The organism is Kocuria sp. CNJ-770 (assembly GCF_001942375.1).
GTDB lineage: Bacteria > Actinomycetota > Actinomycetes > Actinomycetales > Micrococcaceae > Kocuria > Kocuria oceani.
The window spans coordinates 15299-36506 of sequence record NZ_MKJW01000097.1 but is presented as its reverse complement, the minus strand read 5'-3'; the positions used below and the strand labels follow the sequence as shown (position 1 = coordinate 36506).

Sequence of the window (21208 nt, the reverse complement as noted above, 5' to 3'; positions counted from 1 at the left end):
GGCGGGCCGCTGACCTCGGCGGCGGCGTACTTCATGAAGTCCCCGCCCGAGCAGCAGGCCGACGACACCGCCCGGGCCAACCTGGAGGCCTTCATCCGCGGCGACCTCGAACGCTGAAGCAGCGCCCCACCGGGCACGGCAGGAGCCCCGCACCGGTCCGGTGCGGGGCTCCTGCCGTGCCCGGTGGGGCCTACACGAAGTCCTCGAGGCCGGCGCGGTGCAGCACGAACGCGGTGACCGGATCGTAGAGGCGCGGCGGGAGGTTGTCGTCGAGCGGGACGGCGACCTCCACCTGCCCCTGCGCCTCGGCGACGAACACCCCGGGGTCGTTGCAGTCGGCGATCGCGATCGTGCGCAGCCCGTGCGAGCCGGCCGCCCCGGCGAGGCCGTGGTCGGCGACCACCAGGTCCGGCGGGTTCTGCCCGTCGCGGCGCAGCTTCTCCAGGGTCAGGGACATCGGCCCGGGGAAGTGGGTGTGCCGCAGGCCCCCGTACTGCTCGACCATCACCACGTGCTCGATCTGGCGCACGTCGCCGTCCTCGAAGGCGAAGCCGTCCGGGACCCGGACGACGTGGGCGCCCGCCCGGCGGGCCACGCGGGCCAGCTGCGCGTAGACGGGGAACAGGCCGGCCGGGTGCCCCGTGGCGAAGAGCACGCGCCCGCCTGCGGCGACCACCTCCCCGAGCACGCGCGCGTAGCGCTCCAGCGCGGCGACGGCGAGCTCGGCGGAGATCGTGTCCTGGCCCTCGACGTGGGACCGGTCGGGCGAGATGCCGACCCGGTCGCGCATGAGCGCGAAGACCTCGTCGTAGGTCCAGTCCCGGGTGCGGACGACGCCCATGTGCTGGTGCTGGTCGCCGTCGAGGAAGCCCTGGATGTTGCGCAGGTTCGCCTCCCGTGGCGTGGCCACCGCTCCGGTGAGACGGTGGCGGTCGAGGTGGCGGGCGAGGTCGGCGGGGGGAAGGAACGAAGTCGTCACCGTTCGAGTGTAGGCACGCGCCGGCGGCTACCGTGGCGTACCCGCACGCGGTCCCGGACCCGGGCGTAGACCTCGGCCGTGGCCAGGGCGGTGCGCTCCCAGGAGTGCTCCCGGGCGCGGCGGGCCGCCGCGGCGCCCATGCGCGCCAGGGTCTCCGGGTCGCGACCGAGCCCGAGGAGGGCGTGCGCCCACGACGCGGGGTCGCGGTCGGGGACCAGCCGCCCGGTGACCCCGTCCAGCACGGCGGTGCGCAGCCCGTCCACGTCCGTGGCGAGCACCGGCGTGCCGCAGGCCTGGGCCTCCAGCGCCACGAGGCCGAACGTCTCGGAGGAGGAGGGCACGGCCACCACGTCGGCGCGGCGCATCCGCTCCGCCAGCTGCGGGGCCGGCAGGGCCGGGCCGAAGCCCACCGCGTCCGCCAGCCCGAGCTCGTGCACCTGCTGCTGCAGCCCGGCCGTGAACCGGCGGGTGCCCACGCCCACGATCTCCAGCTCGACCGGCACGCCGGGGGCGTCCGCGCGGATCCGGGCGAGCGCGTCCACCAGCACGTGCGGGCCCTTGAGGGCCTGCAGCCGGCCGGCGAAGAGCACCCGCAGCGGGCGGCCCGGGGAGCCGGGCCGGGGCCCGTGCCGACGGCTCCCGCCGGGCTCCGGCGGGGAGAAGGCGGAGAGGTCGACCCCGGGCGTGATCACGGTCAGCCGCGCCGGATCGGCGTCGTAGAGCTCGACCATCTGCAGGGCCTCGGTGCGGGTGTTGACCACGGTGGCCTCGGCCCGTGCGATCAGCTCCGCCTCCGCCTCGGCGCGGGCGGCGGGCTCCAGACCCTCGTCGGCCCGGGTCCGCAGGTTCTTGCCCAGGGCCGTGGTGTGCAGGGTCAGCACGAGGGGCACGCGCCAGTCGTCGGCGAGCTCCCGGCCCACGGCCCCGGAGAGCCAGTAGTGGGCGTGCACCACGTCCGGGCGGGGGGCCTCGGCGCGGAGCACCTCGGCGAAGGCGCCGGTCAGTCCCGGCAGGTCCTCCTTCACGGCGCCGGCCGCCCCGGGCAGCGAGACCGTGAGCAGCCGCAGACCCGCGCGGATGCGGGACGCCCGCATCCCCGCGGTGCGCGGCGCGCCGGGGTCCCGGTCCAGGGTGGCCATGTCCACGGTGTGCCCGGCGTCCACCAGCGCCCCGGCGAGCTGACGCACGTAGACGTTCATCCCGCCCGCATCGCCGGACCCCGGTTGCTCGAGGGGACTGGTGTGCAGGCTGATCAGCAGGACGTGCAGCGGAGCGTCGGACACGGATCCACTGTAGCCCCCGGCCCCGACCCCGCCCCGTGTCGGCGCCGCAGGTGCTCTCCGGCCATGGTCTTCCACGCGGTCCTGCGGCGGTATCCGGGCCCCGGCGCGTGGGTGTTCGCGCCGGTGCCCGAGGAGCACGCCCCCGAGGTGCGCGGACCCTTCGGCAGGGTCCCGGTGACGGCCACGGTCGACGGCAGGACGTGGTCCACCAGCGTCCGGCGGGACTCCCGGGCCGGCTGGCTGCTCGCCGTGCCGGCGCGCGTGCGCGGGGACAAGGACGACGGGGACGTGGTGAGCGTCGAGGTCGTCGTGGACGCCTCCCGGCTCTGAGCGGGGGCGGTCGCCCGGGTGCGAGAATGGGACCCGTGAACCGTGCTGAGCCCGTCCCGTTCCCTCCGCCCGGCGCCGCCGCCCCCGGCGCCCTCTCCCGGACCTCTCCCGGGGACCTCTCCGGGAGTTTTCCCGGGGACCGTTCCGGGACCTTCTCCGGTGGGGTCCGGCCCGAGCGCAGCGCCGTGGTCGATCTCGCCGCGGTCCGCGCCAACGTGCGCAGGATCCGGGACCTGGCCGGGCCCGCGCGGCTGATGGCCGTGGTCAAGGCGGACGCCTACGGCCACGGGGCCGTGCCCGTGGCCCGCGCCGCCCTGGAGGCCGGCGCGCACGCCCTGGGCGTCGCCCACGTCGCCGAGGCCCTCGCCCTGCGCGCCGCGGGGATCACCGCCCCGGTGCTCGCGTGGCTGCACACCGTGGACACGGACTTCCGTGCCGCCCTCGCCCAGGACGTCGCGCTCGGCGTCAGCGGGTGGGAGCTCGGCCCGGTCGCCGAGGCAGCCCGGGAGCTCGGCCGGCCGGCGCGGATCCATCTCAAGATCGACACCGGGCTGGGCCGCAACGGCGCGACGGCCGAACGGTGGCCCGAGCTCGTGCGCCTCGCCGCGCAGGCCGAGGCCGAGGGTCTCGTGCGGGTCACCGGCGTGTTCACCCACCTCGCCGTGGCCGACGAGCCCTCCCGGCCCGAGACCCGGGAGCAGCTCGAGCGCTTCCGCGCGGCCGTGGACACGGCGCGGGCCGCCGGGCTGCGGCCCGCGCTGCGGCACGCCGCGAACTCCCCGGGCCTGCTGCAGGCCGCCGGCCTCGAACGCCCGGAGGACATGCTCCTGGACATGGTCCGCGTGGGCGTCTGCCTCTACGGGCTCTCCCCGCTCCCCGACCGCACCCCGCGGCAGCTCGGCCTGGTGCCGGCCATGACCCTGCGGAGCACCGTCAGCGCGGTCAAGGAGGTCCCCGCCGGGCAGGGCGTCTCCTACGGGCTGGGCTACGTGACCGAGCGGCCGACCACCCTCGCGCTGATCCCGCTGGGCTACGCCGACGGCGTGCCGCGCTCCGGGACCGGCGGGCCGGTGCGCATCCAGGGGCGCACCTATCCGGAGGTCGGCCGGGTCGCGATGGACCAGCTGGTCGTGGACCTGGGCGCCCCCGGCCTGTCCGCGCCCGAGCACGGGCTGCTGGGCGCGGACGCCGTGCTGTTCGGGGCCGGGGACGACCCCTCCGCGTCGGCCTGGGCGGACGCCGCCGGCACCATCAACTACGAGATCGTCACCCGCGTCTCGCCCCGCGTGCCCCGGGTGCACGTGGACGGCGCGGCGAGCGACGGGGAGGAGCGGGCATGAGCGAGTGGACCCTGAGCCTGACCGTGGACGGCCCGGAGCGGACCCAGGCCCTGGCCGAGCGGCTCGGCGCCCGGCTGCGCGCCGGGGACCTGCTGGTCCTCACCGGCGAGCTCGGTGCGGGCAAGACCACCTTCACCCAGGGGCTGGGCCGGGGTCTGGGGGTGCGCCCCGGCATCATCTCGCCCACGTTCGTGCTGGTGCGGCGCCACCCCAACGTCCCGGACGGGCCCCGCCCCGGCGGCCCGGACCTGGTGCACGTCGACGCCTACCGGCTGGACAGCGCGGGGGAGGTCGACGACATCGACCTCGAGGACACCGTGGACTCGGCCGTCACCGTGGTGGAGTGGGGCGCCGGGAAGGTCGAGCACCTCGCCGACTCCCGCCTGGAGATCGTGCTCGAGCGCGCGGTGGGCGCCGCGCCCGCCGGCGGTGCCGCGGGCGAGCCCGGGCAGGAGGACGCGGCGGCGGACGGGACGGAGGAGGAGGACGCCGAGCCCCGCCGGATCACGCTGACGGGGATCGGCCCGCGCTGGGCGGGCGGGCCCCCGCCGCTGGAGCCGCCCGGGGAGAGCTCCGCGCGCGGGCACTAGAATGGCCGGGTGCTTCTCCTGTGCCTGGACTCCTCCGCCGTCGCCTCCGCCGCGCTCGTGACCGGGGCGGGCGAGATCGCCGGCTCCTTCGTCAGCCCCGACACCCGCTCCCACGCCGAGGTGCTGGCCCCCGCCGTCCGTGACCTGCTGGACGGGCACGGCCTGACCGGCGCCTGGCTCGACGGCGTGCTCGTGGGCACCGGACCCGGCCCCTTCACCGGGCTGCGGGCCGGGATCGCGACCGCCCGGGCGCTCGCCTTCGCCTGGGACTTGCCGCTGCACGGACTGATGAGCCTGGAGGCCCTGGCGCAGGACGCCGCCGAGCACGCCCGGGCGGCCGGCCACGAGGAGTTCCTCGTGCTCACCGACGCCCGCCGCAAGGAGGTCTACTGGGCCCGCTACGCCCTCGACCCCGACGGCCCGCGGCGGGTCGCCGGACCGGGGGTCGCCGCCGCGGAGCAGCTCCCGGCGCTGCCGGCCTACGGCCGCGGCGCGGGGATCTGGGCGGAGCGGCTGGCGCTGCCCGTGCCCGCGTTCGCCGGGGCCCAGCCCACGGCGTCCTCGCTGGGTCTCGCCGCGCTGCGCCTGCGCGCCCGCGGCGAGGGACCGGGCCCGGACACGACCCCCCTGTACCTGCGCGAGTCCGACGCGAAGGTCCCCGGCCCCCGGAAGAAGGCCCTCGCGTGAGCGCCGCCGCCCCGCAGCCGTCCTGGACCCTGCGCCGGATGACCGCCCAGGACGTCCCCGTGGTGCACGCCCTGGAGCAGGACCTCTTCCCGGCCGACGCCTGGCCGCTGGAGATGTTCTCCGCCGAGCTGGCCCAGCCCGTGTGCTGGTATTGGGTGGCCGAGCAGGACGACCGGATCGTCGGCTACGCAGGACTGATGTGCATCCGCCCGGTCGGCGACGTCCAGACCATCGCGGTGCTGCCCGAGCACGAGGGCCGCGGGATCGGCTCGGCGCTGCTGCGCACCCTGCACGGGCAGGCCCGCGAGCTCGGCGCCACCGAGGTGCTGCTCGAGGTCCGCGCCGACAACCCCCGCGCCCAGCGGCTCTACCGCCGGTTCGGCTACGAGCACATCCACACCCGGCCCCGCTACTACCGGGACGGCACCGACGCGCTGATCATGCGCGTGGACCTCACCGCCCCGGAGCCCCCGAGCGCCCCGCGCCCGGGCGCCCCGAGCCCGACCCACCCCACGGAGGACGACCGATGACCGACGGACCGCTGGTGCTGGGCATCGAGTCCTCCTGCGACGAGACCGGCGTCGGGATCGTGCGCGGGCGCACCCTGCTCGCCAACGTCGTGTCCTCCTCGATGGACGAGCACGCGCGCTTCGGCGGCGTGATCCCCGAGATCGCCTCCCGGGCCCACCTCGACGCCCTCGTGCCCACCCTGCGCGAGGCCCTGGACCGGGCCGGTGTGGGCCTGGCCGAGCTCGACGCCCTGGCCGTGACCTCCGGGCCGGGCCTGGCCGGGGCGCTGATGGTGGGCGTCGCCGCCGCGAAAGCGCTCGCCGTGGCCACCGGCAAGCCCCTGTACGCCGTCAACCACCTCGTGGCCCACGTCGGCGTGGGCGTGCTGGAGGACTCGGGGATCGAGGGCTTCCGGGGCGGCTTCGACGACGGCCTGCCCCGGGACCTCGGCGCGCTGCTGGTCTCCGGCGGGCACACCGAGATCCTCGCCGTCGACGACCTCTCCCGGGACGTGCGGCTGCTCGGGGGCACGATCGACGACGCGGCCGGCGAGGCCTACGACAAGGTGGCCCGGGTCCTGGGGCTGGCGTACCCGGGCGGCCCGGCCATCGACGCCGCCGCCCGGTCCGGGGACCCCACGGCCTTCCGCTTCCCGCGCGGACTGACCGCGGGCAAGTACCTGGGCTCGGCCGAGCGGCCCGGCCCGCACCGCTACGACTTCTCCTTCTCCGGGCTGAAGACGGCGGTGGCGCGCGTGGTCGAGGCGCACGAGGCCGAGGGCCGGGCGGTGCCGGTCGCGGACGTCGCCGCGTCCTTCCAGGAGGCCGTGGCCGACGTCGTCACGCGCAAGGCGGTCCTCGCGTGCACCGAGCAGGGGCTCGGCACGCTGCTGCTGGGCGGGGGAGTGGCCGCCAACTCGCGGCTGCGGGAGCTCACCGCCGAGCGCTGCGCCGCGCACGGGATCGAGCTGGTGGTCCCCAAGCTCTCCCTGTGCACCGACAACGGGGCGATGGTCGCGGCCCTCGCCGCCCGGGTCGTGGCCGAGGGCCGTGAGCCCTCGGGCCTGGGCTTCGCCGCCGACTCCTCCCTGCCCGTGACCACCGTCTCCGTCTGAGCCGGGCCGCGCCCGTCAGTCCACGGGCGTGACCAGGGTGCCGTCGGCGAGCCAGCTGCGCAGGTTGCGCAGGGTCAGCTCGGCCATCGCCCGGCGCGTCTGCACCGTGGCGCTGCCCACGTGCGGCAGCAGCACCACGTTCTCGAGCCGGCGCAGCGCGGCGGGCACGTGCGGCTCGGCCCGGTACACGTCGAGACCGGCCCCGGCCAGCCGTCCCTCCTCCAGGGCGGCGACGAGCGCGGTCTCGTCCACGACCGCGCCGCGGGCGACGTTGACCAGGAAGCCGTGCGGGCCGAGGGCGTCCAGGACCGCGGCGTCGACCAGCGCGGCGGAGTCCGGGCCTCCGGGCACGGCGACCACCAGGCGTCGACGGCCGCGGCGAGCTCCGCGGGGGAGCCGTGGTAGCGGTGCTCGACGCCGGGGACCGGCCGGCGGTTGTGGTAGTGGATCTCGCAGCCGAGCGCGGTGAGGCGGTGGGCGACGGCCCGGCCGATCCGGCCGAGGCCGAGGATCCCGACGCGGCGGCCGGAGGCGTGCACGGTCAGCGGGTAGTTGCCGGTCGTCTCCCACGCCCCGCGGCGCACGAAGCGGTCGGCGGCCGAGAACCGGCGCAGCACGTCGAGGTAGAGGGCCAGGGCGGTGTCCGCCACGGCGTCGGTGAGCACGTCGGGGGTGTTGCTCATCCGGATCCCGCGCGCGGCGGCCCCGGCGGCGTCCGTCCCGTCGTAGCCGACGCCGAAGTGCACGACGGCCTCGAGGCGGGGCAGGCGGCCCATCAGCTCCCGGTCCACGCCGGTGCGCCCGGAGCACACCGCCACGCGCACCTCCCCGGCGTGCCGGTCCAGGAAGTCCTCCCGGTCGCCGGGATCCGCGGGCAGGCGCAGCGCCGAGTGCTCGGCGGTGAGGGTGTCCTCCACCAGGGGGTGCAGGGCGCCGATCTGCAGGACGGGGCCCCGCGGCACGGGGCCGCCCGGTCGGGTCGGTTCGGTCATGTCTGCCACCTGTGGGGGACGGGAGCCCGTGCGGGCTCGGCCGGACGGGACGGTCAGTCGTTCTCGCGGGTGCGGCGCACGATGTCGAGGGCGACCGCGCGCAGGTCGCCTCCGTGGGCGCGGGCCACGGCCCGCTGGCGCTGGTAGCCGGCGCCCTCCCGCAGGATCCGCTCCACGTCGGAGAGCTCCTGCGCGCAGCCCAGCCGTGCGGCGACGGGCTCGAGCCGGTCGAGCAGGCCGATCAGGTCCTCGCGCAGGTCCCGCTCGGTGTTGTGCGGGCCGGTGATCACCTCGGCGTCCAGGCCGTAGCGGGCGGCCCGCCACTTGTTCTCCTGGATGTGCCACGGCCGCAGCCGGGCCGGCTCCCGGCCGTCCTCGACGTCGCGGGACAGGGACTCCGCGAGGCACTGGGTGAGGGCGGTGAGCGCCCCGACCTCCCACAGGGTCGAGAGCCCGTCGCAGAACCGCACCTCGTCGGTGCCCAGCCGCGGCACGGGGCGCACGTCCCAGCGCGCCTCGCTGAGCTCATCGATGATCCCGGTGGAGACCATGTCCTCGATGCACTGCTCGTAGGCGTCCCAGGAGGGGAAGTGGTGGGGCAGCCCGGCGGTGGAGAGCTGCTGGAAGATCATGGAGCGCTGCGACGCGTAGCCGGTGTCCTCCCCGGCCCAGAAGGGGGAGTTCGAGGACAGGGCCAGCAGGTGCGGGTAGTAGGTCAGCAGCCCGTCGAGCACCGGCAGGGCCTTGGCCCGCGCGTCCAGGCCCACGTGCACGTGCACCCCGTAGATGACCATCTGCCGGCCCCAGTACTGGGTCCGGTCCACGAGCTTGTGGTAGCGCTGCTTGTCGGTGACCTGCTGGTCCTGCCAGCGCGCGAAGGGGTGGGTGCCGGCGGCGAAGATCTCGAGGCCGTGCGGGGCGGTGACCGTGCGGATCTCGTCCATCATGGACGCCAGCTGCTCGGTGGAGTGGGCCACGTCGCGGCACACCCCGGTGACCATCTCGACGGTGTTGAGCAGGAACTCCCCGGTGAGCTGCGGGTGGTCGCCGTCGGTGCCCCACTCGGGACGGGCCTCCAGGACCGCCTCGAGCGTCTCCCGGCCGCGGGGCACGAGATCGCCCGTGGTGCCGTCCACCAGGGCGATTTCCCACTCGACGCCCAGCGTCGACTGGTCGGAGCGGGCGAACGAGATCTCCACGCGGCAGGTCCTCCGTGCTCTGCGGGCGCGTCGGCCCGCGGGGTGCGGGCCGGATCGCCCGGTCGGGTGCGGGGCCGTTCGCCCGCGGAGCCCTCAGTCTACGGTTTCGACGACGAGCACGACGCGCCGCTCCCCGGCGCGGGCCCCGCTCCCCGGCCCGCCGTCCGGGACCGGCGCCGGGCCCGTGCGGGTCAGCACGAGGGTGGCCCGGCCGGGGCCCTTCGGCGCGAGCTGGCGGCGCAGCTGCTCGGGCGTGACGTCGGTGCCCCGCTTCTTGATCTCGAGGGCGCCGACCTCGTGCTCCCGCACCCAGCGCTTCAGCACCTTGACGGTGTGCGGGAGCACCTCCCGCACCCGGTAGGCGCGGGCCAGGGGGGTGCGGACCAGCTCGTCGGAGCTCAGGTAGGCGATCCGCGGGTGGATCAGCCGCGCGCCCAGCCGGCGGGCGAGGTCGGTGACGAGGCCCGCGCGGATCACCGCGCCGTCCGGCTCGTACAGGTACGACCCCACCGGGCCCACGACCGCGTCCGCGTGGGCGGGGTCGAGGTCCTCCGGGCTGGTGAGCTCCGTGGACCCGTGCTCGGAGAGGACGAGGGCGGCCCGCCGGACCCCGGGCCGGGCCACGGCGTTGAACCACAGCACGGCCTCGACCACGTCCCCGCGGTCGGACACCCACTGCGCCTCGCACCCGGCCGGCACCGCCTCGTGGGGGATGCCGGGGCCCAGCTTCACGCCCACGGGCAGTCCCCGCGCGGCGAGCGCCTCGACGAAGGACAGCGGCGGGGAGAACGCCTCGGGGTCGAAGATCCGGCGGGTCCCGGACGACGACGTCTCGCGCCGGGCCGGGTCCAGCCAGACCCCGTCCGGCGGCCCGCCGGGCAGTGCGTCCAGGTCCAGGGACGCGGCGTCGGCGTGCAGCACCGTGGCCTCGGGGAAGGGGCGGAGGTTGAGCAGGGCCACCGCGGCCGTGGTCTCGTCCAGCTCCACCGCGGTGACCCGCCGGTCCAGGGAGGCCAGGGCGAGGGCGTCGGCGCCGATGCCGCAGCCGAGGTCCGCCACGTGGGCGAGGCCGGCGTCGGCGAAGCGGCGGGCGTGCAGGGCGGCCACGCGCAGCCGGGTGGCCTGCTCGAGGCCGGCCCGGGTGAACAGCATCTGCTCGGCGAAGTCCCCGAACTTCGCGCTCGCCCGCGTGCGCAGCCTCGCCTGGGTGAGCACCGCGGAGACGAGCTCGGCGTCGTGCCCCTGGGCCCGCAGCCGGGTCGCGGCCGCGAGGGCGTCGTCGGCGTCGTAGGGGCCGATCTGCGCGAGCAGCCGGCGCCCCTCGTCGGTGAGCAGGGGTGCGATGTCGGTCGCCTCGTCGCGCATGGGGCCACCCTATCCGGCCCCGGACCGGGCCCGGCGCCCGGGCACCGGCCGGTCAGTAGAACGCGGCGAGGCGGCCCCGCGGGCCGTCGATGACGGTCACCGGGGTCTCGAAGACGCGGCTGAGGACGGCGTCGTCCATGATCTCCCGCGGCTCGCCGAACTCGGCGACCCGGCCGTCCTTCACGGCGCAGATCCGGTCGGCGTAGTGGCTGGCGAAGTTGATGTCGTGCAGGACGATCAGGATGGTGCGGCCCATCTCGTCGCAGGCCCGCCGCAGGTGCTGCATCATCGACACGGCGTGGCGCATGTCCAGGTTGTTCAGGGGCTCGTCCAGCAGCACGTGGTCGGTCTCCTGGGCCAGCACCATGGCCACGTAGGCGCGCTGGCGCTGCCCGCCCGAGAGCTGGTCGAGGTAGCGGTGCTCCAGCGGCCCCAGCCCGAGGAAGTCGATGTAGGTGCTGACCACCTCCTCGTCCACCGTGGTCAGCCGGCCGTGGCTGTGCGGGAAGCGCCCGAAGCCGACCAGCTGCCGCACCGTGAGGCGGGTGACGTAGTGGTTCTCCTGGCGCAGGACGGACACGATCCGGGCGAGGTCCTTGGACTTGGTGCGGGCCACGTCGTAGCCGGCGATGTCGATGGTGCCGGCGTCGAGGCCGAGCAGCCGCCCGATCATGGTCAGGAGCGTGGACTTGCCCGCGCCGTTGGGGCCGACCAGGGCGGTCATCCCGCCCGAGGGGATCTCCAGGTCCACGGGGCCGATGGTGACCTCGCTCCCGTAGTCCTTGCGCACGTTGGTGAGGGTGATCACAGCCGGCCCTTTCGGAGGATGACGTAGAGGAAGACGGAGCCGCCGACCAGCTCGATGATGATCGAGACCACGCCCTGGGCGTAGAACACGTGCTGGAGCACGAAGTAGGCGCCGGTGAGGACGAGGAACCCGGTGAGGACCGCGACCGGGAAGACGCGGCGGTGGTCGTAGGTGTCGGCGAACTGGTAGGCGAGCGTGGCCACCAGGAAGCCCAGGAACGTCATCGGACCCACCAGCGCGGTGGAGACCGCCATCAGCACGGAGACGAGGAAGAGCGTGCGCATGACCTCGGTCCGGTGCCGCAGGCCCAGGTTCAGGCACACGTCCCGTCCGAGGGCGACCACGTTGAGGCGGGCACAGCTCAGCACAGGGCGCCGCCGGCCAGGGCGCACAGGGGGATGGCCACCGGAAGGTAGTCGGCGTGGGCGTTCGTCACGGAGCCGAACAGCCGCGCGGAGAGCACGTCGAAGTCGCTGGGGGAGAGCAGGCGCTGCATGAACGTCGAGACCGACCCGAGCCCGCCCCCGATGATGATGCCCACGAGCAGCATGACCTGCAGGTTCCCGTACCGGCCGGAGAGCAGCCATCCGTAGAGGGCGAGGGAGAGGGCCACCATGAGGGCGACCTGCAGCAGGAACTGCGGCACGCCCTGCAGGACGAGGATCCCGGCGGCGCCCAGGACGTACACCGTGGAGGTCTGGATCGCCACGTAGAGGGACTCGAAGCCCATGATCGACGGGGTGATGATGCGGTTGTTCGTGGCCGTCTGGAAGCCCACGGTGGCCATCGCCTGGCAGAAGGCCACGACCGCCATGATCACGACGCTGGTGACCCGGCGCTCCGCGATCCGCCAGAAGCCGTCCGAGCCCACCGGCATCGGGTTGCCCCAGGCGAGCAGGCCGAAGGCGAAGCCCGCCGACGCCAGGGCCAGCACGGCCACGACCGCCCAGTACCGCCGCCGGGCCTGCGGCGTGGGGAAGGCGCCGGCGCCGCGCCGGCCGGCGGGGGCCGTCCGTGTTGTGGCCGGTGTCGTCGCGGGTGTCATGATCACGGCCTCAGACACGTCGACGCTGCCTGAGGAGGAGGTGGACGAACACGACGGCGCCGACGATCCCGAGGATCACGGACACCGGGATCTCGAAGGGCATGATGACGATCCTCCCGATCAGGTCGCACACCGTCACGACGGCGATGCCCAGCAGGCAGACCCACGGCAGGTTGCTGCGCAGGTCGTCGCCGCGGACCATCGAGACGATGTTGGGGACGATGAGGCCCAGGAACGGCAGGTTGCCGACGACGACGGTCACCACGCCGGTGGCCACCGCGATCAGCCCGGTGCCGAGCAGGACGGTCCGGTGGTAGTTCAGGCCGACGTTGGTGGCGATGTCCTCGCCGAGCCCGGCGACGGTGAGCCGGTCCGCCACGAGGAACACCGCGACGACGACCAGCAGCACGATCCACAGCACTTCGTACTGGCCCCGCAGGACCGAGGTGAAGCTGCCGGCGAACCAGACGCCCAGGTTCTGCAGCATGTCGGTCTGCAGCGCCAGGAACGTCGAGACGGAACCGACCACCGCGCCCAGCATGATCCCGACGATGGGGACGATGAGCGAGGAGCGCAGGGACACCCGGCGCAGGAAGAGGAAGAAGATCGTGGTCCCGAGAAAGGCCGCGGCCACGGCGCCGAGCATCCGGGTGAGGAGGCTCGCCGTGGGGACCAGCAGCGTGACCACGAGCAGGCCGAGCCCCGCCCACTCGGTGGTGCCCGTCGTGGTGGGCTCCACGAAGCGGTTCTGCGTGAGCAGCTGCATCACCAGCCCGGACATCGCCATGGCGGCGCCGGCGAGCACCAGGGCCACGGTGCGGGGGACGCGGGTGATGGCGAACATCTCGCCGCCGCCCTCGGCGCCGAACACGTCGTAGACCCCCGTGAGGAGGGACACGGCCAGCAGCGCGAGGACCCCCAGGGCGCCGGCGAGCAGCTTCCGGTCGAACAGCGCGCCCTTGCTCCCCGGGCCGTTCCCGGCCGGGGGTCCCGGCGTGGTCGTCGTCATGAGCCTCTCCTCCGGCCTCGTGCCCGGCGCGGGACGGTGGTGGTGTCCGCCGTCGGAGGCCCCACCACCGTCGTCCGCACGGTCGGTCAGTCCTGCTCGCCCATGGCGTCGGCCAGGGTGTTGAAGAACTCCGTGTAGGTCTGGATGCCCTCGTTGGTGTACGTGTCCTTGGGCATGTACACCACGTTGTCCTCCCGCACCGCGGTGACGTTGCGCAGCGCTTCGGCGTTCTCGACGACCTCCTGCGCCGGCGTGTACTCGGCGTCGTCGGGGCTGACGGCCGCGTCACGGTCCATCACGAGGATCCAGTCGGGGTTCGCGTCCGCGATCGCCTCGACCGAGATGTCGTCGCCCTGGTGGTCGTCGGTGGCCCCATCGACCTCGAGGGCCGGGGCGAAGTCGAAGATCTCGAACAGCGGACCCAGGGTCCGCCCCACCTCCGGGGCGATGTAGCCGATCTCGCCGCCGGAGACGGTGACGGCCATGACCGTGTCCCCGGGCTGGTACTCCTCGACGACTCGCTGCATCGCCGCGTCGAAGGCGCCGTTGATCTCCTCGGCCTCCGCGCTCCGGCCGAAGATCTCGCCCAGCGCCGAGGTCTGCCGCTTCAGCTCCTCGTCGAAGGGCTGGTCCTCCCGGGGGTCGAGCTCCACGATGGTGGCGTCCGGCACGAGGTCGGCGAAGTCGTCGCGGTAGTCCGCGAAGCGCTGACCGTTGACGATGAGGTCGGGGTCCGCCGCGACGACGGCCTCGAGGTCGGGCTCGCGGTGGTTGCCGAGGTCGGTGACGGACTCGTCGTCGGCGTAGGCGATGGTGTCCGGCATGAGGGCGCGCGGGGCGGCCACCAGCTCGATGCCCCAGTCCGCCAGCGTCTCGAAGGTCCGGTTGTCGGTGGCGACCACGGACGCCGGCGGGGCGCTCACGGTCTGGGTGCCGTAGTTGTCCTCGACCTCGACCGTGGAGGCGGCGGAGGACTCCGCGGACGCCGTCTCGCCGCCCTGGGATCCGCCGCAGGCGGTGAGGGCGAGGGCGCTGACGGCGGCCAGGACGGCGGCCGGGTACTGGGTGCGGTTCATGGTGGTCCTTCGTGCGGGGATTCGGGTGCGGGTCCCGTCGTGCCGCCCCCGGCGGGGCGCACGGCGGGGCGCCGCACGTGGCGACGTCCCGGTGCAGTGCACGGGACGTCGGGGCGGCACCGGTTCTCGGCCGAGGTAAGGCTCGCCTTACCGCTCAACCTAGAGTGTTCCGGGCGGGTGAGGCAAATCATTGGAGAACATCGGCGTGCCCTAATTCGACCGGTATGGGATCGGCCGCTCCACCGCGCTGGCACTCGCCTTGACCGACTGCTAGGCGACTTCTATAGTCGGCCTTGGCACTCTCCGGGTGAGGGTGCTAAGGGCCAGGCGATCGATCGGCACCGCGACGACGGTTGGTGCGCCAACCGGCCCGAAGCAAGACGGCGGGCCCTGCCCGCGGTCGCCCACCGCTTTCCACGCCTACAGAGAAGGAGAGATCGTGTCGGTCTCCATCAAGCCCCTCGAGGATCGCATCGTCGTTCAGCCGCTCGCCGCTGAGCAGACCACCGCTTCCGGTCTCGTCATCCCGGACACCGCCAAGGAGAAGCCCCAGGAGGGCAAGGTCCTGGCCGTGGGCCCCGGCCGTGTCGACGACTCCGGCAACCGCATCCCGGTCGACGTCAAGGAGGGCGACGTCGTGATCTTCTCCAAGTACGGCGGGACCGAGGTCAAGTACAACGGCGAGGAGTACCTGGTGCTCCCGGCCCGCGACGTCCTCGCCGTCGTCGAGAAGTAGAGCCGGCGCAGCAGACCGCGCAGTCCTGACGAAGGGTGCCCGCCGCGCGCCCCGCTTTCCCGGCGGGCCCGCGGCGGGCACCCTTCGTCGTCCCCGAATTCCCGAACCCCGCTGGACCACCAGCCACCCAGAAGGAGCTCTTCGCCCATGGCCAAGCAGCTGGCATTCGACGATGCCGCCCGCAAGTCCCTCGAGAACGGCGTCAACAAGCTCGCCGACACCGTCAAGGTCACCCTCGGCCCCCGCGGGCGCAACGTGGTGCTCGACAAGAAGTGGGGCGCCCCCACGATCACCAACGACGGCGTGACCATCGCCCGCGAGGTCGAGCTCGACGAGCCCTACGAGAACCTCGGCGCGCAGCTCGCCAAGGAGGTGGCGACCAAGACCAACGACGTCGCCGGCGACGGCACCACCACCGCCACCGTGCTGGCCCAGGCGCTCGTCAAGGAGGGCCTGCGCAACGTGGCCGCCGGGGCGGACCCCCTGAGCCTCAAGCGCGGCATCGAGAAGGCCGTCGAGGCCGTCGCGCAGCGCCTGCTGGACAACGCCCGCCCGGTCGAGGGCGTCAACGTCGCCCACGTGGCGACCATCTCCGCCCAGGACCCCACCATCGGGGAGCTCATCGCCCAGGCCTTCGAGACGGTCGGCAAGGACGGTGTCATCACCGTCGAGGACGGCTCCAGCACCGAGGTGGAGCTCGAGGTCACCGAGGGCATGCAGTTCGACAAGGGCTACCTCTCCCCGTCCTTCGTGACCGACGCCGAGCGCCAGGAAGCGGTCATGGAGAACTCCCTGGTGCTGCTGTACCAGGGCAAGATCTCCTCCGTGCAGGAGCTCATGCCGGTGCTGGAGAAGGTCCTCCAGGCCAAGAAGCCGCTGACCATCATCGCGGAGGACGTCGAGGGCGAGGCCCTGTCCACCCTGGTGGTCAACAAGCTGCGCGGCACCCTCGACGTCGTGGCGCTCAAGGCCCCCGGGTTCGGCGACCGCCGCAAGGCGATCCTGCAGGACCTCGCGGTGCTCACCGGCGGCGAGTTCATCACCTCCGAGCTCGGCATCAGCCTCGACCAGGTGACCCTGGAGCAGCTGGGCACGGCCCGCCGCGTCACGGTGACCAAGAACACCACCACGGTGGTCGACGGCGGCGGGACCCCGGAGCAGATCCAGGAGCGCGTCGCCACGATCCGCGCCGAGGTGGAGCGCACCGACTCCGAGTGGGACCGGGAGAAGCTCCAGGAGCGGCTCGCCCGCCTCGCCGGCGGGGTCTCCGTGATCAAGGTGGGCGCGGCCACCGAGGTCGAGGCCAAGGAGCGCAAGCACCGCATCGAGGACGCCGTGTCCTCGACCCGCGCGGCGCTCGAGCAGGGCATCGTCTCCGGCGGCGGCACCGCCCTGGTGCACGCGGCGAAGGTCCTCGACGAGTCCGACCTCGGGCTCACCGGCGACGCGGCGACCGCGCTCGGCATCGTGCGCCGCGCGCTGCGCCAGCCGCTGTACTGGATCGCGCAGAACGCCGGCCAGGACGGCGCCGTGGTCGTCTCCCGCGTGGCCGACCTGGAGCCCGGCCACGGCTACGACGCCGCCGCCGGCGAGTACGTCGACATGGTCGCGGCCGGCATCATCGACCCGGTCAAGGTCACCCGCTCGGCGCTGCAGAACGCCGCGTCCATCGCGGCGCTCGTGCTCACCACGGAGACCCTCGTGGCGGACAAGCCCGCCGAGGACGCGGGGCACGGCCACCAGCACTGACCCGCACTGCCCGCCCGACGGACCCGTCCCGCTCCCGCGGGGCGGGTCCGTCCGCCGTTGCCGCCCGTGCCCGGCCGCCTCCGGTAGAGTGCGGGGGTCCACCCGACCACGGCCGCACCCCCCATGGCGGCACGGTGTTCCCAGGAGATGCCCATGACCAGCCTTCGCGAGCACGAGGCGACCCCCGGCGCCGGGGCGTCCACGGCCGGGCGGGTGGCCCGGTACTCCGGGTTCCGCCCGGAGGTGCAGGGGCTGCGGTTCGTGGCGGTGCTGCTCGTGGTCCTCTACCACGTCTTCCTCGACCGGGTCTCCGGCGGGGTGGACATCTTCCTGCTGATCTCCGCCTTCTTCCTCACCCTGTCCTTCGTGCGCAAGCTCGAGGCCGGCCGGCCCCTGGCGATCGGGCGGTACTGGCTGCACGTGTTCAAACGGCTGCTGCCCCTGGCCGTGCTCACCGTGCTCGGCACGCTCGTGCTCGCGTGGCTGCTGTTCCCGGAGGCGCGGATCGACCGGATCCGCACCGAGGCCCTGGCCTCGGTGTTCTACGTGCAGAACTGGGCGCTGGCCCTGGCCGAGGTCGACTACTACGCCGCCGACGCCTCCACCGCCTCCCCGTTCCAGCACTTCTGGTCGCTGTCCGTGCAGGGACAGGTGTTCCTGCTGTGGCCGCTGGTCTTCGGGGCGGCGTGGCTGCTGACCCGGTGGCGGGGGTGGCGGCCGGTGCCGGTGCTGGCGGGCATGTTCGGGCTGATCTTCGCCGCCTCGCTGGCGTGGTCGGTGCACAGCACCGCCACCCAGCAGGCCTTCGCCTACTTCGACACCCGCACCCGGCTGTGGGAGTTCGCCCTCGGCTCCCTGCTGGCCCTGGCGGTGCCCTACCTGAACCCGCCGCGGGCCGCCCGGGTGGCGCTGGGCTGGGCCGGGCTGCTCAGCATGGTCTCGGTCGGGCTGCTCATCGACGTGCAGGGGGCGTTCCCGGGGTGGATCGCCCTGTGGCCGCTGCTCTCGGCGGCGGCGATCATCGTGGCCGGCCAGTCGGGCTCCCCGTTCGGGCTGGACCGGATCCTGGCCTCGAAGCCGCTGGTGCGGCTGGGGGACGCCTCCTACGCCCTGTACCTCATCCACTGGCCCCTGCTGATCACCTACCTCGTGCTGCGGGACCGGCCGGTGGCCGGGCCGCGGTCGGGAGCGGTGATCATCCTCGTCTCTCTGGTCCTCGCGGTGCTGGCCACGAAGCTGGTGGAGCGCCCGTTCCAGCGCTGGGCGTGGCCGGAGCAGTCCAAGCGGCGGCTGGCGGTGTCCGTGGCCGTGAGCCTCGCCCTGGTGGCCGTGCCCGTGCTCGCCTGGCAGCAGGTCGACGCCCGGCGCGCCGCGGTGCTCGCGGAGGAGGCCGCCCGCAACAACCCCGGAGCCGCCGTGCTCCGGCCCGGGTTCGAGTTCCGCGGGGACCCGCAGGCTCCCGCGCTGCCGCTGGCCAGCGCGCTGCAGGACGAGTGGGTGGGACTGCCCGAGCCCTGCTCCGGAGAGTTCGCCCCCGCACAGGAGCCGCTCGAGGAGTCCTGCCGGCAGACGCCGCTCGTTCAGGACCCCACGCGCACCGTCCTGGTGGTCGGCAACTCCCACATGGAGCAGTTCATGGGTGCGGTGATCCCCCTGGCCGAGGAGCGCAACTGGCAGCTCGTGTCGGTCCTGCAGCCCGGGTGCCCGTTCGCCGTGCGCCCGGAGGGGGACGAGTGCCACGAGGGCAACCGGTTGGCCCTCGACTACGTGGAGCAGGTGGACCCGGACATGGTCCTGACGACGTCGACGTACGCGGCCCGGATGGACGGCCCCGGCGAGACCGTGCCCAGCGGATATCCCGAACTGGTCGACCGTCTGACGGGCCAGGGGATCGAGGTCGTCGGCTTCCGCGACAACCCGCGCTTCGACTTCAACCCCTACGAGTGCGCAGAGCGCCACGGCGCGGGCGCGGCCCGGTGCGAGGTCCCCGTGCCGAAGGTGCTGGCTCCCGTGAACCCGGCCGACGCCCTCCTCGACCGCCCCGGCTTCACGTCCCTGGACCTCACCGACCTGATCTGTCCCGTCGGGGTGTGCCGGCCCGTGGTGGGCAACGTGCACGTCTTCATGGACGCGCACCACCTCAGCTGGGCCTACACGCGGACCATGGCACCGGCTCTCGAGGAGCGGCTCCTCGGTGCCGCCGGGCCCAAGGCTTCCTTGTGAGCACGGTGCTCACCCGCGCCCCGCGGCCCGGCGGCGGGCGGTCGCCGGCCTCGTCCGCGGGAACGTCCGGCGCCGGGGCGTCCACGGCCGGGCGGGTGGCCCGGTACTCCGGGTTCCGCCCGGAGGTGCAGGGGCTGCGGTTCGTGGCGGTGCTGCTCGTGGTCCTCTACCACGTGTTCCTCGGGCGGGTCTCCGGCGGGGTGGACGTCTTCCTGCTGATCTCCGCCTTCTTCCTCACCCTGTCCTTCGTGCGCAAGCTCGAGGCCGGCCGGTCCCTGGCGATCGGACGGTACTGGCTGCACGTGTTCAAACGGCTGCTGCCCCTGGCCGTGCTGACGGTCCTGGGGACCCTGCTGCTCGTCGAGCTGCTCTATCCGGCCTACGACGTCGGACGGTGGCGCAGCGAGGGGCTGGCCTCGGTGTTCTACGTGCAGAACTGGGCACTGGCGCTCAACGCCGTGGACTACTACGCCGCCGACCACTCGACCGCCTCCCCGTTCCAGCACTTCTGGTCGCTGTCCGTGCAGGGTCAGGTGTTCCTGCTGTGGCCGCTGGTCTTCGGCGCCGCCTGGTGGTGCCGGCGGAGGCTGGGGTGGCGGCCGGTGCCGGTGCTGGCGGGCATGTTCGGGCTGATCTTCGCCGCCTCGCTGGCGTGGTCGGTGCACAGCACCGCCACCCAGCAGGCCTTCGCCTACTTCGACACCCGCACCCGGCTGTGGGAGTTCGCCCTCGGCTCCCTGCTGGCCCTCGCCCTGCCGTACCTGAACCCCTCGTGCCGGGTGCGCGTGGCGCTGGGCTGGGCCGGGCTGCTCAGCATGGTCTCGGTCGGGCTGCTGGTGGACGTGCAGGGGGCCTTCCCCGGGTGGATCGCGCTGTGGCCGCTGGCCTCGGCGGCGGCGATCATCGTGGCCGGGCAGTCGGGGTCACGGGTCGGACTGGACCGGATCCTGGCCTCGCGGCCGCTGGTGCGGCTGGGGGACGCCTCCTACGCCCTGTACCTCATCCACTGGCCCCTGCTGATCACCTACCTGGTGCTGCGGGACCGGCCCATGGCCGGACCGCGGTCGGGGGTGCTGCTGGTGCTGCTGTCGGTGCTGCTGGCCGTGCTGGTCACCCGGCTGGTCGAGGACCGGCTCAGGACGTGGTCCTGGCCGGAGCAGTCCAAGCGGCGGCTGGGCGGGGTCGTCGTGCTCTGCCTCGCCCTCGTCGTGGCCCCGGTGCTCGCCCTGCAGCACGCCGAGGACCGCCGGGCCGCCGCGGTCCTGGCCGCCGCGGACCGCAACAACCCCGGGGCCGCGGTCCTGACGCCCGGATTCCGTGACCAGGCCGACCCGGACGCGCCGGCCGTGCCGGTGATCACCGGGGACTCCTACCGGAAGCCCGGGCTGGGCGAGCCCTGCCCCGCGGAGCTGGGCATCTCCGAGCGCCACCAGCAGTGGTGCTTCGAGACCGTCCCGAACGCCGAGCCCGCCGCGACCCTCCTCGTCGTCGGCAACAGCCACGTGCACATGTGGATCCCGGCGATCGAGGAGTTGGCCGAGGCCAACGACTGGCGGGTGCTCACCTACATCCGCGGCAACTGCATGTACTCCACCGTCGAGGAGCAGGTGGCCGACCACGAGGCCTGCGCCCGCTGGCTGGAGGGCGCCGACCCCGTGGTCGACGCGGTGGGGCCGGACCTGGTGCTGCTGCAGGGCACCCGCAGCACGGACGAGGACGAGGAACAGTTCACCCCCGGGATGGAGCAGCGCGTGCGTGGCCTGGCCGAGCGCGGCATCCAGGTCATCGGGCTGCGCGACAACGCCCGCTTCGACTTCGTCCCCGCCCAGTGCGCCGTGGACCACGGCGCCGACGCCCCCGAGTGCGCCGCCACCCACACGATCCTGGACCCGGACAGCCCGCTGACGCCGGTCGCCGACGAGCTGGCCCGGGTGTCGATGGTCGACATGGGCGACCTGATCTGCCCGGACGGACGCTGCCCACCGGTCGTCGGCAACGTGTACACCTACTGGGACAGCAACCACCTCACCGTCGAGTACGTGCGGACGCTGGCCCCCATGTTCGTCGAGCGGGTCCGGGACGCCCTGGCCGCCGACGGAGTCGCCGCCGGCGCCGCGGCGTGAGACCGGGCACAGCCCGGCCGCCGGCCGGGTCCGGCGCGGCGGCGGGCCCG

At 74.1% G+C, this 21208-nt stretch carries 17 protein-coding genes and 4 pseudogenes; 11 read left to right on the top strand and 10 right to left on the bottom strand.

Features of this window, described 5'->3' with window-relative positions:
- Positions 1 to 117, top strand: a pseudogene (locus BJF77_RS21740) (inositol-3-phosphate synthase); the annotation flags it as partial.
- Positions 118 to 190: 73 nt separating this feature from the next.
- On the opposite strand, the gene BJF77_RS10355 reads toward BJF77_RS21740, so the two are convergent.
- Both BJF77_RS10355 and BJF77_RS10350 read right to left on the bottom strand, forming a co-directional pair.
- Positions 191 to 979, bottom strand: coding sequence for a phosphatase (locus BJF77_RS10355; RefSeq protein ID WP_075872109.1), 789 nt, complete (start codon positions 977 to 979; stop codon positions 191 to 193).
- Positions 976 to 2262: a glycosyltransferase gene (locus BJF77_RS10350; RefSeq protein ID WP_075872108.1), complete on the bottom strand. Its 1287-nt coding sequence runs from the start codon at positions 2260 to 2262 to the stop codon at positions 976 to 978. Before BJF77_RS10350 ends, BJF77_RS10355 begins: the two co-directional genes overlap by 4 nt.
- Positions 2263 to 2325: 63 nt before the next feature.
- Here BJF77_RS10350 and BJF77_RS10345 point away from each other — a divergent pair, with 63 nt between their 5' ends.
- The 6 genes from BJF77_RS10345 (at position 2326) to tsaD (ending at position 6833) form a co-directional block, all read left to right on the top strand.
- The gene (locus tag BJF77_RS10345; protein ID WP_075872107.1) at positions 2326 to 2592 is read left to right on the top strand and encodes a DUF1905 domain-containing protein; all 267 of its coding nucleotides are present in this window, start codon (positions 2326 to 2328) and stop codon (positions 2590 to 2592) included.
- Between the two features lie 185 nt (positions 2593 to 2777).
- On the top strand, positions 2778 to 3932 hold the full coding sequence (alr, locus tag BJF77_RS10340; protein ID WP_047801827.1) for an alanine racemase: 1155 nt from the start codon (positions 2778 to 2780) through the stop codon (positions 3930 to 3932).
- Positions 3929 to 4522, top strand: coding sequence for a tRNA (adenosine(37)-N6)-threonylcarbamoyltransferase complex ATPase subunit type 1 TsaE (tsaE, locus tag BJF77_RS10335; protein ID WP_075872106.1), 594 nt, complete (start codon positions 3929 to 3931; stop codon positions 4520 to 4522). The genes alr and tsaE overlap by 4 nt, the downstream gene beginning before the upstream one ends.
- A gap of 9 nt (positions 4523 to 4531) precedes the next feature.
- The gene (tsaB, locus tag BJF77_RS10330) at positions 4532 to 5209 is read left to right on the top strand and encodes a tRNA (adenosine(37)-N6)-threonylcarbamoyltransferase complex dimerization subunit type 1 TsaB (RefSeq protein WP_075872105.1); all 678 of its coding nucleotides are present in this window, start codon (positions 4532 to 4534) and stop codon (positions 5207 to 5209) included.
- Positions 5210 to 5247: 38 nt separating this feature from the next.
- Positions 5248 to 5739, top strand: coding sequence for a ribosomal protein S18-alanine N-acetyltransferase (gene rimI, locus BJF77_RS10325; RefSeq protein WP_075872112.1), 492 nt, complete (start codon positions 5248 to 5250; stop codon positions 5737 to 5739).
- On the top strand, positions 5736 to 6833 hold the full coding sequence (gene tsaD / locus BJF77_RS10320) for a tRNA (adenosine(37)-N6)-threonylcarbamoyltransferase complex transferase subunit TsaD (RefSeq protein WP_047801812.1): 1098 nt from the start codon (positions 5736 to 5738) through the stop codon (positions 6831 to 6833). The genes rimI and tsaD overlap by 4 nt, the downstream gene beginning before the upstream one ends.
- A 174-nt stretch (positions 6834 to 7007) precedes the next feature.
- On the opposite strand, the pseudogene BJF77_RS21735 reads toward tsaD, so the two are convergent.
- From BJF77_RS21735 to BJF77_RS10285, 8 genes and pseudogenes are all read right to left on the bottom strand, one after another.
- Positions 7008 to 7184 (bottom strand): annotated as a pseudogene (locus tag BJF77_RS21735) (NAD(P)-dependent oxidoreductase); the annotation flags it as partial.
- 29 nt (positions 7185 to 7213) lie between these two features.
- A pseudogene (locus BJF77_RS21730) lies at positions 7214 to 7825 on the bottom strand (NAD(P)-dependent oxidoreductase); the annotation flags it as partial.
- Between the two features lie 53 nt (positions 7826 to 7878).
- The gene (locus tag BJF77_RS10310; RefSeq protein ID WP_047801810.1) at positions 7879 to 9024 is read right to left on the bottom strand and encodes a glutamate--cysteine ligase; all 1146 of its coding nucleotides are present in this window, start codon (positions 9022 to 9024) and stop codon (positions 7879 to 7881) included.
- Between the two features lie 93 nt (positions 9025 to 9117).
- Positions 9118 to 10389, bottom strand: coding sequence for a class I SAM-dependent methyltransferase (locus tag BJF77_RS10305; RefSeq protein ID WP_075872104.1), 1272 nt, complete (start codon positions 10387 to 10389; stop codon positions 9118 to 9120).
- A gap of 52 nt (positions 10390 to 10441) precedes the next feature.
- Positions 10442 to 11197, bottom strand: a complete 756-nt coding sequence (locus BJF77_RS10300; RefSeq protein WP_075872103.1) for an ABC transporter ATP-binding protein — start codon at positions 11195 to 11197, stop codon at positions 10442 to 10444.
- A pseudogene (locus tag BJF77_RS10295) lies at positions 11194 to 12242 on the bottom strand (iron chelate uptake ABC transporter family permease subunit). Before BJF77_RS10295 ends, BJF77_RS10300 begins: the two are co-directional and overlap by 4 nt.
- Before the next feature lie 10 nt (positions 12243 to 12252).
- Entirely contained in the window at positions 12253 to 13251 is a 999-nt protein-coding gene (locus BJF77_RS10290; RefSeq protein ID WP_075872102.1) for an ABC transporter permease, read from the bottom strand.
- 86 nt (positions 13252 to 13337) lie between these two features.
- Positions 13338 to 14327, bottom strand: coding sequence for a siderophore ABC transporter substrate-binding protein (locus tag BJF77_RS10285; protein WP_075872101.1), 990 nt, complete (start codon positions 14325 to 14327; stop codon positions 13338 to 13340).
- Positions 14328 to 14766: 439 nt separating this feature from the next.
- Between BJF77_RS10285 and groES the strand changes: the two genes are divergently transcribed.
- The 4 genes from groES (at position 14767) to BJF77_RS10265 (ending at position 21158) form a co-directional block, all read left to right on the top strand.
- Entirely contained in the window at positions 14767 to 15063 is a 297-nt protein-coding gene (gene groES / locus BJF77_RS10280; RefSeq protein ID WP_047801805.1) for a co-chaperone GroES, read from the top strand.
- Between the two features lie 147 nt (positions 15064 to 15210).
- Entirely contained in the window at positions 15211 to 16812 is a 1602-nt protein-coding gene (gene groL, locus BJF77_RS10275) for a chaperonin GroEL (protein WP_047801804.1), read from the top strand.
- Between the two features lie 153 nt (positions 16813 to 16965).
- A complete protein-coding gene (locus BJF77_RS10270; RefSeq protein WP_075872100.1) occupies positions 16966 to 19035 on the top strand; it encodes an acyltransferase family protein in 2070 nt (689 codons plus the stop codon).
- Positions 19032 to 21158: an acyltransferase family protein gene (locus BJF77_RS10265; protein WP_083665090.1), complete on the top strand. Its 2127-nt coding sequence runs from the start codon at positions 19032 to 19034 to the stop codon at positions 21156 to 21158. Before BJF77_RS10270 ends, BJF77_RS10265 begins: the two co-directional genes overlap by 4 nt.
- Positions 21159 to 21208: the final 50 nt, after the last annotated feature.